Below are 12457 nucleotides of genomic sequence, written 5' to 3' on the forward strand. Positions count from 1 at the left end.
TCCGTCTTGGTGAGTATCCGCGCCTGCTCACAGACCATGTCACGACGCGCCTGGGGAGCGGCGTGTCGCTTCGAGGTGCGGTCCCGATGCGGGAAGGTGCACCTGTGGATGTCGTCGATCTACCCACCTTCGCGCGCTCCTGGACGGTGCAGGCGCCAGCGCTTGCGTGGCTTCTGGGTGCGGGGACGAGCGCATCCGCGGGTGTCCCCACGGCGGGGCAGGTTGTCGACGACCTCCTGGTGCGGTTGTACGCGTCGAGCTTCGGCGTCGTGCGGCAAGACCTGGACGAGTCCGACCCGGCTGTAATGGACCGTATCCACGCGCACTTCCGGACGATCGCGGGGCTCCCGCAGCTGGGCAGTCCTGGTGACTACTCGGCTGTGTTGGAGGCCGTTATGCCGGACGACGGCGCTCGCCGCGCGTACCTACGTCAGATGCTCGATGGGCGGTCGCCGTCGTACGGGCAGCGCGTGTTGGGCGCGTTCCTGGTCGAAGGCAAGACCCGGCTGGTGATGACGACGAACTTCGACCAGTTGGTTGAGGGCGCGGCGAGCGACGCCCGCACCCACGCCGGCGCCGGCGCCCCGCTGCTGGCGGTGGCGAGCCTCGGCAGCACCGACCGAGCGGCTCGCGCAGTCAGCGACTCCACCTGGCCGTTGTTGGTGAAGCTGCACGGCGACTTCCAGGAGAGCCGACTGAAGAACCTCGACCGCGAACTGCAGGAGCAGGACGAGGTCCTTCGCCAGACTGTCGTGGACGCGAGCCGCCAGTTCGGGCTCGTGGTTGCGGGCTACAGCGGCCGCGACGAGAGCGTCATGGCCATGCTGTCCGACGCGGCCGGCGAGCCCCGGGGCTGGCCGCATGGGATCTGGTGGCTGACACGTGAGCCGCACGCTCTGCCCGACTCGGTGACCGATTTCCTGGCGCACGCCGCTCGTGGTGGTGCCGCCGCGCATGTCGTGCAGGTGGAGAACTTCGACGAGGCCATGGGGGCGCTCGCCGCCCAGGTGTCCCTTGCCGCGCCGGTGCGCACGTACGTCAACGGGTTGCGTCCGCGGGGCGTGCTCAGCCCGGCGCCGGCGCCCAGTGGGAACGCGCCCCGGTTCCCGGTGTTGAGGCTCAACGCGCTGCCCGTCGTGGCCGCGCCGACCAAGGCGTGGAGTGTCCCGGCAGGGCAGGGGCTCACCTCGGAGGTGTTTCGCGCACGGCTTCGGGCGGCGCGTTGGCGTGGTGCGGCGGTGCTGGGCCCCGGCGAGGTTCTCGCCCTGGGCCGGGCGTCCGCGCTGACTACCGCCCTGGACCTGGAGACCGCCCCCGAGCCTGTGGACATCGTCGTGCTCGAGCCTGACGCACCCGCGCATGTGCGGGCGCTCGCCCTTGAGGCGTTGACTCGCGGCCTGGCGCGACGCTGCGGAGCGCGCGCGGTCGTCGGCGAGCGGGGCACCCCCCGACTGGTCGTGCCGGCGCGGCGTGAAGACGAACCCGAGCGCGCCCGCCAATGCCGCGCGTTGGTCCAGTCGGCGTACACCGAGTCCGTCGCCGGCCGGCTCGCGACCTCCCTCGGGCGCAACCGAGACGGGCAAGGGCGGTCTTTCGCCGAAGGGGTGCGGCTGCGGCTGGAGTTCGCGTTCGACTCCTGGTGGCTGCAGTTCACGCCCTTCACTTGGGTGGAGCGAGACCCGACGGCGGGCGAGGGGGGCCGCAACAGGAGCGCGGACCCGGCCGCCGCGTGGATCCGGGAACGGTGGGCCCGCCGCAAGAGGAACGAGGCGTGGGCGGCGATCATCGACACATGGGCGTCGGTGCTTGCCGGCGTTGACGACGGGCACCCGCAGACAACCCGCGTGTGGGCTCTGCGACGTGCGGACGCCGCAGAGCCCGACGCGCTCGGCGGGCTGTTCGAGCTCGGCACGAAGACTGCCTGGAGCAAGGAGGTGCGCGCATGACAGTCGCCCCGAACGGCCAGCTGCCCCATCACCTCCTGTTGCCCGAGCCGGAACTCATCTTCTCCGCCGGCGAGCGCCCCGCGAGTCACGTCCACCCTCTTGTCGGCCTGCTGAACTTCGGCCCGTTCTCCGCGCCGCCGAGCGGCGGCCCGGTCCGGGTGGCGACCATCTCGATGGCCGGCCACCAGACGCAGCTGCGCCAGTTCCTGGGTCGGCTGCGCGACAAGCACGACGCGAGCGACCGCAAGGCGTACCTGCCGCCATTCCCAGGGTTCGCGGCCGTCACCGGCGTGGATCTTGTCCCCGCCGCGGGGTGCCACATCGACCTGCCCCCCGACACGCCCGGCGAGGGTCCGGATGGGCAGCGCCGCCTGGCTGAGGCCGTCGGCCGCGCGGTGGACCGGCTGGCGACGCGCCGCGACCACTGGGACGTGATCGTGCTGCTGCTACCGGACTGCTGGGAGCGGTGGCGGGAGAGCAGCGACGGCGCGTTCCAACTGCACGACCTGATCAAGGCGACGGCGGCCCCGCTGGGCTGCCCGATCCAGATGCTGCGCCAGTCCTCCGCCTTGCGCTACCCGCACGTCGCCAGCCTGGCGTGGCGGCTCAGCATCGCCCTGCTCGTCAAGGCAGGAGGGGTGCCGTGGCGGGTCAGGCCTGTCACGCGTGAGGAGACCGCATACATCGGCCTCGCGTATGCGGTCCGTGGCGGCGGCGACGGGCAGCTCGTGACGTGCTGTTCGCAGGTGCTGGACTCCCAGGGCGGCGGCATGGAGTTCGTTGCGTACAACGTCGGAGCCGCGCGCGACCTGGACAACCCGCATCTGACCCGCGAAGAGATGCGAGCTGTCATGGCCCGCTCCGCGAGCTTGTACCAGCATCGCCACGCCGGACGGCTACCCCGGCGGGTGTCTGTGCACAAGACGACCCGCTGGCGCGCGGACGAGGTCGCGGGTGTCGTCGACGCGTGGTCGGCGGCTAAGCACGTCGAGTGCGTCACGGTGCAGCGGTCGTTGTGGCGTGGGGTCGTTCTCGAACGTGGTGATCATGGAAGCCGCCCGGCGGACTGGCCGGTCGCCCGCGGAACGATGCAGCAGTTGTCGGGTACCTCCGCGCTGTTGTGGGCCAACGCCACAGCGCAGCGCATGTCGTTGCGAGGCGGGCGGTACAACCCGAACGTCAAGTCGCTGCCCTCGCCCTTGCACCTGGTGCGGGACGCCGGCCATGGGCCCCTGGGGACGACCGCCCAGGACGTGCTGGCGTTGTCCGCGCTCGACTGGAACAACGACGCCCCGTTCGACGCGGAGCCGGTGACGATCGCATATAGCCGCCGGCTATCGCAGACCATCGCGCGGGTCCCGACCCTGCCAGACAGCGTGTATCAATACCGCCTCTTCATGTGACGCCGAGGGTGGCACGCGCCAGGGTCCGAGGGCGCGGGTGCGGCCTCGAGGCTTCGGTCACCCGCCTTCCGCCGGGCGCTGCACCGCCTGCGGCGTTCATGGGTGCGGCCGCCTCGGCGTGCATCGCGCGCACGCTGCGGCGCTAGTGGAAGCCAAACTGCCGCAAACCTCGGTGAATGCACCCGTTCGAGTGAGGCCTCGCCACCTGCACCTGGCCGTTGACACGAGAGCCCGTCCGCGCGCGACATGTGGTCCCAGGGGACGACGACCAGCCTCCCAACCGCACGCCGACGCCGCCCGCCCAGCCGACGCCGCCCACCCCCGTCGCCCGACCGCCGGCGACGCGCTGCCGGCCGCGCGTCCCCGACCTGCGCGCCCGGGACCGGCAAGATGGGCCCGTGACGGAAGGAGCGAACGTGGGCGAGGGGCAGCTGCGGATCTGCGTGGTCGGGGACGAGCTGACCGCCGGTGTGGGCGACGCGCGCGCCCTGGGCTGGGTCGGCCGCGTCATGGCCCGCACCCGCACGGAAGAGCCGGCGTTCGTCGCCCAGCTCGCGGTCCCGGCCGAGTCCACCACGGCCCTGGCTGCGCGGTGGGAGTCCGAGACCCACCGCCGCTTCGCCTCCCACGCGGACAACCGGCTCGTCGTCGGCCTCGGCGCCACCGACCTCGACGAGGGCCTGTCTCTGGCGCGCTCCCGGCTCAACCTGGCCAACATCCTCGACGGCGCCTCCGCCAGCCGGGTGCCGTCCTTCGTCGTCGGCCCGCCGCCGCGCCCCGACGTCGACCCCGGGGCGCTGGCTGCCCTGTCCGTGGCGTTCGCGGACGTCTGCCAGCGCCGGCACGTGCCCTACGTGGAGACCTACGAGCCGCTGCGCACGCACGAGCAGTGGCACGCCGACGTCGCGGCCGGCGACGGGAGGCACCCCGGGCAGGCCGGCTACGGCCTGCTGGCGTGGCTGGTGCTGCACAACGGCTGGCACGACTGGCTCGGCCTGCCCGCCGACGTCTGAGCCGCCCGCCTCTCCCGCGACGACGGCGGCGGCCGCCGGGCGTGGCGACGCCGACGGCTGCTGCTCGCAGCAGCGGGATAGCGCCGCGCCGGTGATCGCCCGCGCGTCCCCCGGTCCCCGGTCAGCCCACGACCACCGCCCGGCCGGTCGGCCACGGCGGCGCATGACTACAGTGGAGGAGTGCCCGTCGACCTCGGCCTGCCCCGCCCGCGCGCAGCGGCGCGGGAGTCGGTGCCGCCCGCGGCCGCGGCCGTGCCGCCCGCGCCCGAAGCAGCGCGGGCCGGCGTCGCGCCCGAGGGACAACGTCCCCGCACCCCGGCCCTGGTGGACCGGTTCGGCCGGGTCGCCCACGACCTGCGCGTCTCCCTGACCGACCGGTGCAACCTGCGCTGCGAGTACTGCATGCCGCCCGAGGGCTTCGACTGGCTGCCCACCCCGCAGGTCCTCACCGACGAGGAGGTCATCCGGCTCATCACCGTCGCCGTGGAGCGCCTGGGTATCCGCGAGGTCCGCTTCACCGGCGGGGAGCCGCTGCTGCGCAAGGGCCTGGAGCGCATCGTGGCCGCGACGACGGCGCTGCGCACCGACGAGGGGACGCCGCCGCAGACCTCGCTCACCACCAACGGGCTGGGGCTGGAGCACCGGGCGGCCGGCCTGGCCGCGGCCGGGCTGGCCCGGGTCAACGTCTCACTGGACTCCCTGGACCGGCGCACCTACGCCACGCTCGCCCGCCGGGACCGCCTGCCGGACGTGCTGGCCGGCATCGCCGCCGCGGACGCCGCTGGCCTGCGGCCGGTGAAGATCAACGCCGTGCTGATGCGGGGCCGCAACGAGACCGAGGCGCCGGACCTGCTCGGCTACGCGCTCAGCCACGGCTACGAGCTGCGGTTCATCGAGCAGATGCCGCTCGGCCCGCCCGAGCAGTGGGTCCGCGGGGAGATGGTCACTGCCACGGAGATCCTGGCGCTGCTCGCCACCCGGTTCACCCTCACCCCCAGTGACCCGGCCGAGCGCGGCGCCGCCCCCGCGGAGCGGTTCACCGTCGCGCCGGGCACCGACGGCCTCCCCGGCGGCACGGTGGGGATCATCGCCTCGGTCAGCCAGCCCTTCTGCGGCGCCTGCGACCGCACCCGGCTGACCGCCGACGGGCAGGTGCGGACCTGCCTGTTCTCCCGCACCGAGACCGACCTGCGCGGCCTGCTCCGCGACGGCGCCGACGACGAGACCCTCGCCGAGCACTGGCGCACCGCCATGTGGGGCAAGCTCGCCGGCCACGGCATCGACGACCCGGGCTTCCTGCAGCCGCAGCGGCCCATGAGCGCCATCGGAGGCTGAGATGACCGCCCCCCGCCTGCCCGACGTCCACGCCACGGTCCCGAGCACGGGCGCCCCTGCCGCAAGCCCAGATCTCCCCACCCCGGACCCGGCCGCCGTCGTCGTCGTGCAGGTGCGCTACTTCGCGGGGGCCGCCGAGGCCGTCGGCGCCACCGAGGAGACGCTCACCCTCCCCGCCAGGGCGACGGCGGCCGACCTCCGCGCCGCCGTCGCGGCCGCGCACGGCCCCCGGGCGGACCGGGTGCTGAGCATCTCCAGCCTGCTCGTCGACGACGTCGTGCGCGAGGACCTGGCCGCGCCGCTGCGGGCCCCGGGGTCGACGGCGCCCGTCCGCGTCGACGTCCTGCCGCCCTTCGCCGGCGGCTGAGGTCCGGCAGCTCGGCTGTCGCGGTGCGTCGCCGGCGGCTGACGTCCGGCAGCTCGGCTGTCGCGGTGCCTCGCCGGCGGCTGACCGCCCCGGCTCCTCGGCTGCCGCGGCGCCCGGCTACCGGGTGGCCCGCACCTCGACCCGGCCGTCGACCACCCGGGTGTCGTAGGTGGGCTGCGGCGCGCTGGCGGGGCCGCGCACGATCGAGCCGTCCTCGAGCCGGAAGGTGCTGCCGTGCCAGGGGCAGGTCACGCAGCCGTCCTTGACCTCGCCCTCCTCCAGCGGCCCGCCGAGGTGGGTGCAGGTGGCGGCGAGCGCCTGCAGATTGCCGTCGCTGCGGTGCAGCATCACCGGTGCGCCGGCCGCGTCCACCCGCACGCTCTGCCCCTCGCCGACGTCGCCGTCGGCGGCCACCGGCGTCCACGTGGTGGGCCGGTGCTCGAAGGCGGTCCGGTTGACGTTGATGCCCTGGGTGTAGGCCAGGTACCCACCCAGGCTGGCCCCGGACAGCACGGCGGCGAGCCCGGCGTAGCCGAGCGCCCGGCCGGGACCCCGGCGGCAGCGGGCCCGGGCGGCCAGGGACGCCCCGTACAGGGCCAGGGCCACGGTGTTGGCGGAGGCGTGGGCGACGCCGACCCGGCTGGCCGCCCCGTGGGTGTCCGACCAGTCGTTCAGCCCGGACAACGCAGTCGGCACGGCCGCGACGATGCCGGTGCCGACCAGCAGGGCCGCACCCCGGGCGGCGCTGCGCCCGCCCACGGTGTCCAGCACCGCGGCGGCGAGCCAGGTCCCGATCGGCACGTCGGTGAGCGCCGGGTGCAGCGGGTGCCCCAGGAACGTCCCGCTCAGGGTGTTGCGCACCCACCGCGGCTGGACCAGGCGCCTGACGACCCGCTGGAGCGGCTTGGCCACGGCGTCGGGGGCGGTGGAGTTCTCCAGCCGCTCGATCAGCGTGCTCATCGCTGCCCTCCTCCTCACGACGGCGGTGCGGCGCCGTCGTGACGACGGGGCACCTGGGTCCGGTCATGGTAGGGCGGGGCGAGCGGGCGGGCACCCGGGGACGACGGCGGGGAGAGCGGCGCGGCGAGGAGTGCGGCGAGGAGTGCGGCGGCGAGGACGGCGACGGCGCGGCAGGGGCTGGGAGGACGGCCCCGGCACGGCAGCGGCTGGAAGGACGGCGACGGACGCTGGGGTGCCCGCCGTCGTGGCCCGCGTTCCGGGCAGGGGCTCAGGCGCTCCCGGTCCACTCGTGGCCGCCGTCGGGAAAGACCTGCCGCTTCCACACCGGCAGCCGCCGCTTGACCTCCTCCACCAGCTCGGCGGCGGCGGCGAACGCCTCGGCGCGATGGGCGGCGGAGACGGCGACGGCGAGGGCCACGTCCCCGACCGCCAGCGTCCCCACCCGGTGCACGACGGCGACGGCGTCCACCGGGAAGCGGACGGCGAGGTCGGCGGCCACCTGGGCCACCACCTGCCCGGCGGCGGGGTGCGCGACGTACTCGATGGCGCTGACCGCACGGCCGCCGTCGTGGTTGCGCACCACCCCGCCGAAGGTGACGACAGCGCCGGCGGCGTCGTCCCCGACCGCCTCCGCGCACTCGTCCGCGGTGATGGGCTCGTCGCGGACCGCGGCGACGGCGACCCGCCGCCCGGGCTGGGTGCGGCGGGAGGTGTCGGCGGTGCCGTCGGGGCGGCCCGACCCGGGCGTGGACCCGGCTGGCGTGGTCACCGGCCTCGGCCTTCGTCCCACGCCGCCACCAGCTTCTCGACGGCGGCCAATCGGTCGGCGACGGCCCGGGACTGCTCGCCGGGATCCGCCGGTGCGGCCGCGGCGGCGGCCAGGCCGACCAGGAAGGCGGTGACCGGTGCGCCGGGGCGGCTCGGGCCGTGGGCGACATGGTTAATCAGCCGGAGGAGCGCCGTGGTGTTGTCGTCCAGCACGGTGCGGTCCACGCCGAGCTCGGCGCAGACAGCGTCGAGCCAGCGGTTCATGACGGCCATCTTCTGGGTCTCGTCGCCGCGGTCCCGCTCGGTCACGTCGCCGCGGTCCCGCTCGGTCACGTCGCCGCGGTCCCGCTCGGTCACGGCTCCTCCCCCACGACCTCGCGCATCCACTGCCAGGCGGCCACGGTGGCGGGGAACCCGCGGGTCGTCATCCCGAGCAGGATCACCTGCTCGATCTCGGCCACCGACGCGCCCGCGGCGAGCGCCCTGCGCACGTTGGACCGCACCGCGCCCTCGGCCTGGGCGCCCAGCGCGATGCCGAGCTTGACCAGGCGGGAGGTCCGCTCGTCCAGCGGGCCGGCGTCGTCGACGGTGCGGGCGAGGGCGTCCTGCGCGCGGGCGACGTCGCCGAACCGCTCCCGAAAGCTCGTGTAGACCTCGGGCAGGTGCTGCCGCGCCACGTCGACCCCTCTCCAGACGGTGCCTCGGCCCATCGTGGCACAGCGCCGCCGTGCGCTGCCCGCCCGCGGGCGCGCGGGGCCCAAGGGCCCACCGCGCGGACCAGCCTGGCCGGGACGATGGTGGCCGACGTCCCGCGAAGGAGAAGCATGCCCACCACCGACCGCAGGACCCGGCCGAGCGCCGTCGGCACGATCACTTCTCCGGCAGCGGACCCGGCCCTGGGCGTCACCCTGGACCACTACGCCACCGCCTACGCCACCCTGGCCCGGCTGCTCCTGGCCGCGCCGACCGAGGGCGCCCTCGTCCGGCTGCGCGAACCCGGACCGCTCCGGGCGTGGCCGCTGCTGCTCGACGAGGATTGTGCCCGCGGCGCCGCGCTGCTGGCCGAGTCTGGGCTGGCCGGGGAGACGGCGCGGGACGTCCGGACGGACTACCACCGGCTCTTCCGGGGGCCGGGACCGGTGTACGCCCCGCCGCGGGAGTCCGCGCACCTGCCCGCCGACGAGCGAAGCCCGGTGACGACGGCGGTGCGGCGCGCCTACGTAGCGTCCGGGCTCCCCGCCGCGCGGCTGCCGGTCCCGGAGGACCACATCGGCGCCGAGCTCAACCTCCTCGCCCGGCTGTGCGCGCGGGGGCTGGCGGCCCTCACGGCGGCCGACGACGCCGCCCTGGCCGGGACGCTGGCCGCGCACGCGGCCTTCCTCCAGGAGCACCTGCTGCGCTGGGCCCCGCGCTGCCTGACCCTGGCGGCGAACGGCTCCCGCACGTACTTCTACCAGGGGGTGGCCGCGCTGGGGCTCGGCACGCTGCGCTGCGCCCGGTCCACCTTCCTCGGCTGACGGGGGGCATCGGTCGGCAGCCGGCAATGCCGGTCGCCGGTCAGCAGGCTGGCGTCTTGTGCCTCTCGGCGAGGTCCGTCGCAAGCTGACGAACACGTTCCCGCGCCGCGTCGGGGGCCAGCACCTCGACGTGGTCGGCGAACTGCAGGAGCTGGCGTACCGACTCGATGTCGGGATAGCGGAGGACGACGGTGCACCAGCCCTCGTCAGCGGCGGCGACCTCGTGGATCCGGGCCCCGAGGATGCGCCGGGCGAGGTCGAGACGGCTCTCACGGAGACGAACGGTCACGATCACCTGGCCCGGCGTCTCGGTGCGTTCCTTCAGCGTTGTCCACACCGTGCGGAGCGACTGCCCGGCGCGGAGTGCGGCCGGTGCCTCGAGGGGCTCGTAGTCCGTGAGCCGCTCCAGGGCGAACAGTCGACCGGTGCCCTGATCATCGGCGACCAGGTACCAGCGGCCCGACTTCGTCGCGAGCCCGTACGGGTCGACAACCCGTGCCGAGGGGCGCTTCTCTGCGCTGCTCCGGTACCGGATGCGCAGCCGACGTCGGTGACGCAGCACGGACGCGAGGTCGGCGACGTCGACGCCCGGGCCAGGCGCCGCCAGCCAGGCGGTGCTGTCGACCACGACCAGCTCCGCCAGCCCCAGCAGGCCCGCCGAGGCGCCCGGCGCGGAGGCCTGGCGGGCGGCAATCTTGCGCGCAGCCGTCTCGTGCGCGGCGGCCAGCCCCAGGCGCTCGAGCTGGTCGCCGTCCAGCCCGGTGACGGACAGCGCCTCCAGCTCGCGGGGCTCCAGGCGGGAGACGTCGAGCCGGGCGCCGGGGAGCAGGACGATCCCGCCGTTGCGCCCCCGTTCGGCATATACCGGCACCCCCGCCGCCGAGAGCGCCTCGATGTCGCGGAGCACGGTGCGCCGGGACACCTCCAGGCGCTCCGCGAGCTCGGCCGTGGTGATGCGCTGACGTGCCTGCAGGAGCAGCAGCAGGTGCAGCAGCCGAGCAGCCCTCACAGGGAGATCGTTGCAGAAAAGGTGACAGCTTCTGTCGTGATTCAGTGATGGCCTCGTGCGGTACCGAGAAGTCACCGACCCCAGGAGCCCCCCATGCCCGCACCCAACCTGTTCCTGATCTACGTCCGCGACGCGAAGACCGCCACCGCCTTCTACAGCGACCTGTTCGGCATCGAGCCAACCTTCACCAGCCCTCGCTACGTCGCGTTCGACGTCGCCCCCGGCGTCCTGTTCGCGCTGTGGACCGGGCGGAGCGAGCACGCGGTGCCGAGCACCCCACGCACGTCCGAGGTCGGCCTCATGGTCCCCGGCCCGGCGTCGACGATCGACGACCTCTACTCGCGCTGGGTCGCCAAGGGGGTCCACGTCGAGGAAGAGCCCCACGACGACGTCTTCGGTCGCACGTTCGTGGTGACCGATCCCGACGGCAACCTCATCCGGGTCTCCCCGGTGGACTGACCTGCCTGGGACCCCGTCCACACGTCCGTCCGTCAGCGCCCGTCCCGCCCGCGCCGCTCCCCCAGCACCGCCCGGTGGTAGTCCTCGCCGGACTCCACCGACAGGACCGCGAGGACCAGCCGGCCGAGGGCCCGCCAGACCTGCGCCGAGGACTCCTGCGCGAGCCGTCTGCCGACGGCGGGCAGCCGGGCGGCCAGGGACGCGGTGATGACGTCCTGCTCCTCCGCCCGCAGCTGCCGGCCGCGGCCGACGTCGCCGCTCGCCCAGGCGTCTGCCTCGGCACGGCACAGGTCGGCCAGGTGCCGCGCGTGCGGGGCGAGGTGGGCGGCAGCGGTCGGGGCGGCGGCGCCGCCCGGACCGGCGGCGCCGGCGAGGCCCCCAGCGCCGCCCGGACCGGCGGCGCCGAACAGGTCCGCTGGGCAGCCGGCGCGCAGGGCGGCGACGTCGTCGGCCAGGGTGCGGCGCCGGCTTCCCCGGGCGTAGGTGTCCAGGGTCATCAGGTCGGCGAGGAAGAGCTCGGCGTCGTCGCCCACCCAGCCGGCGGCGTCCCGCCACGCGGCCGCCAGCGCACCGGAGCGCAGCGCCTCGGCCAGCCGCTCCCCCGGCCCCTCGAGCACCTCGGCGACGGCGGCCCAGCTCGCCGCCCGGTCCCGGGCCGCCTGGGCGATCTGCGCCGCGAAGCCGGCCTCGGCGCCGCTCACGCCGCGGCCAGGTCCACGACGAGCTTGCCCACCACGTCCCCGCTCGCCATCCGGCCAAGCGCCGGGCCGACGTCGGCCAGCCGGACGACGTCGTCGACGACGGGACGCACCCCGGTCGCGACGAGCATCTGCTGCAGCGCCACCAGCTGCTCCCGGGTCCCCATGGTCGTGCCGACCACCCGGAGGGACCGGAAGAATACCCGGTTGAGGTCGGCCGGCGGCATCGCCCCGGAGGTGGCCCCGGCGACGGCGACGGTCCCGCCCGGGCGCAGCGCCCGGAGCGAGTGGGACCAGGTGGCCTCGCCCACGGTCTCCACGACGGCGTCGACCTGATCGGGCAGGCGGGCCCCCGGCTCGAACGCCTCGTGCGCGCCCAGCTCGCGGGCCCGGTCCCGCTTGGCGGCGCTGCGGGAGGTCACCCACACCCGCAGCCCGGCGGCGCGGGCCAGCACCGTCGCGGCGCTGGCCACCCCGCCGCCGGCGCCCTGGATCAGGACGGTGCCGCCGGGACGCAGGGCGGCGGCGTCGAACAGCAGCCGGTACGCGGTGAGGTAGGCGGTGGGCAGGCAGGCGGCCTCGGTCCAGGTCAGCTCCGGCGCCTTGGGCACCACGTTGCCGGCCGGCACCCAGACCCGCTCGGCGAGGGTGCCGGGGTGCAGCTCGGAGAGCAGGGTGCGGCGCGGGTCGAGGGTCTCATCGCCGTGCCAGTCCCGGGAGGGGATGACGGAGTGGACGATCACCTCGGTGCCGTCGTCCAGGACGCCCGCGGCGTCCGTGCCCAGGATCATGGGCAGCCGGTCGACGGGCAGGCCGACCCCGCGCAGGGACCACAGGTCGTGGTGGTTCAGGGCGGCGGCGCGGACCTGCACGGGGACCCAGTCCGGGTACGGGGCGCCGGGGTCCGGCAGCTCGCCGACGACGAGCCCGGCGAGGGGGTCGGCGGGGTCCTGGCTCTGGGCGTAGGCGCACAGCATCCCCT

The 12457-nt window shown here is 75.1% G+C and carries 14 protein-coding genes; 7 read left to right on the top strand and 7 right to left on the bottom strand.

The features are described from left to right. Positions 1-104: 104 nt before the first annotated feature. From MF406_RS13690 to MF406_RS13710, 5 genes are all read left to right on the top strand, one after another. Positions 105-1946: an SIR2 family protein gene (locus tag MF406_RS13690; RefSeq protein ID WP_242894764.1), complete on the top strand. Its 1842-nt coding sequence runs from the start codon at positions 105-107 to the stop codon at positions 1944-1946. Next, entirely contained in the window at positions 1943-3349 is a 1407-nt protein-coding gene (locus tag MF406_RS13695; RefSeq protein WP_242894766.1) for a hypothetical protein, read from the top strand. The genes MF406_RS13690 and MF406_RS13695 overlap by 4 nt, the downstream gene beginning before the upstream one ends. 416 nt (positions 3350-3765) lie before the next feature. Further along, entirely contained in the window at positions 3766-4362 is a 597-nt protein-coding gene (locus MF406_RS13700; RefSeq protein ID WP_242894768.1) for a GDSL-type esterase/lipase family protein, read from the top strand. Positions 4363-4542: 180 nt separating this feature from the next. Then, on the top strand, positions 4543-5697 hold the full coding sequence (gene moaA, locus MF406_RS13705) for a GTP 3',8-cyclase MoaA (RefSeq protein WP_371744503.1): 1155 nt from the start codon (positions 4543-4545) through the stop codon (positions 5695-5697). 1 nt (position 5698) lies between these two features. Continuing rightward, on the top strand, positions 5699-6064 hold the full coding sequence (locus MF406_RS13710; RefSeq protein WP_242894770.1) for a MoaD/ThiS family protein: 366 nt from the start codon (positions 5699-5701) through the stop codon (positions 6062-6064). Between the two features lie 117 nt (positions 6065-6181). Here the strand turns inward: MF406_RS13710 and MF406_RS13715 are convergent, their stop codons facing one another. The 4 genes from MF406_RS13715 to MF406_RS13730 form a co-directional block, all read right to left on the bottom strand. Further along, complete coding sequence (locus MF406_RS13715) at positions 6182-7024, bottom strand: Rieske 2Fe-2S domain-containing protein (RefSeq protein WP_242894772.1); 843 nt, start codon at positions 7022-7024, stop codon at positions 6182-6184. Positions 7025-7292: 268 nt separating this feature from the next. Beyond that, on the bottom strand, positions 7293-7793 hold the full coding sequence (locus tag MF406_RS13720; protein WP_256463896.1) for a molybdenum cofactor biosynthesis protein MoaE: 501 nt from the start codon (positions 7791-7793) through the stop codon (positions 7293-7295). Then, positions 7790-8149 carry a DUF6457 domain-containing protein gene (locus MF406_RS13725; protein WP_242894774.1) on the bottom strand — a complete coding sequence of 120 codons (360 nt, stop codon included), beginning with the start codon at positions 8147-8149 and terminating at the stop codon, positions 7790-7792. Before MF406_RS13725 ends, MF406_RS13720 begins: the two co-directional genes overlap by 4 nt. Beyond that, complete coding sequence (locus tag MF406_RS13730) at positions 8146-8469, bottom strand: carboxymuconolactone decarboxylase family protein (protein WP_242894776.1); 324 nt, start codon at positions 8467-8469, stop codon at positions 8146-8148. Before MF406_RS13730 ends, MF406_RS13725 begins: the two co-directional genes overlap by 4 nt. Before the next feature lie 147 nt (positions 8470-8616). On the opposite strand from MF406_RS13730, the gene MF406_RS13735 reads away from it, so the two are divergent. Continuing rightward, positions 8617-9309, top strand: a complete 693-nt coding sequence (locus MF406_RS13735) for a molecular chaperone (RefSeq protein WP_242894778.1) — start codon at positions 8617-8619, stop codon at positions 9307-9309. Positions 9310-9349: 40 nt separating this feature from the next. Here the strand turns inward: MF406_RS13735 and MF406_RS13740 are convergent, their stop codons facing one another. After that, entirely contained in the window at positions 9350-10318 is a 969-nt protein-coding gene (locus MF406_RS13740) for a YafY family protein (protein ID WP_242894780.1), read from the bottom strand. Between the two features lie 93 nt (positions 10319-10411). Between MF406_RS13740 and MF406_RS13745 the strand changes: the two genes are divergently transcribed. Continuing rightward, the gene (locus MF406_RS13745; protein WP_242894782.1) at positions 10412-10777 is read left to right on the top strand and encodes a VOC family protein; all 366 of its coding nucleotides are present in this window, start codon (positions 10412-10414) and stop codon (positions 10775-10777) included. 32 nt (positions 10778-10809) lie between these two features. Here the strand turns inward: MF406_RS13745 and MF406_RS13750 are convergent, their stop codons facing one another. Beyond that, positions 10810-11478 carry a hypothetical protein gene (locus MF406_RS13750; RefSeq protein ID WP_242894784.1) on the bottom strand — a complete coding sequence of 223 codons (669 nt, stop codon included), beginning with the start codon at positions 11476-11478 and terminating at the stop codon, positions 10810-10812. Continuing rightward, positions 11475-12452, bottom strand: coding sequence for a zinc-binding dehydrogenase (locus MF406_RS13755; RefSeq protein WP_242894786.1), 978 nt, complete (start codon positions 12450-12452; stop codon positions 11475-11477). Before MF406_RS13755 ends, MF406_RS13750 begins: the two co-directional genes overlap by 4 nt. Positions 12453-12457 lie beyond the last annotated feature (5 nt).

The sequence above is a fragment of the Georgenia sp. TF02-10 genome (genome assembly GCF_022759505.1).
GTDB lineage: Bacteria > Actinomycetota > Actinomycetes > Actinomycetales > Actinomycetaceae > TF02-10.

Coding starts and splice junctions, on each gene's coding strand:
- MF406_RS13695 (WP_242894766.1), top strand. CDS start 1,943: ATGACAGTCGCCCCGAACGGCCAGCTGCCCCATCACCTCCTGTTGCCC.
- MF406_RS13710 (WP_242894770.1), top strand. CDS start 5,699: ATGACCGCCCCCCGCCTGCCCGACGTCCACGCCACGGTCCCGAGCACG.
- MF406_RS13715 (WP_242894772.1), bottom strand. CDS start 7,024: ATGAGCACGCTGATCGAGCGGCTGGAGAACTCCACCGCCCCCGACGCC.
- MF406_RS13735 (WP_242894778.1), top strand. CDS start 8,617: ATGCCCACCACCGACCGCAGGACCCGGCCGAGCGCCGTCGGCACGATC.
- MF406_RS13745 (WP_242894782.1), top strand. CDS start 10,412: ATGCCCGCACCCAACCTGTTCCTGATCTACGTCCGCGACGCGAAGACC.
- MF406_RS13755 (WP_242894786.1), bottom strand. CDS start 12,452: ATGCTGTGCGCCTACGCCCAGAGCCAGGACCCCGCCGACCCCCTCGCC.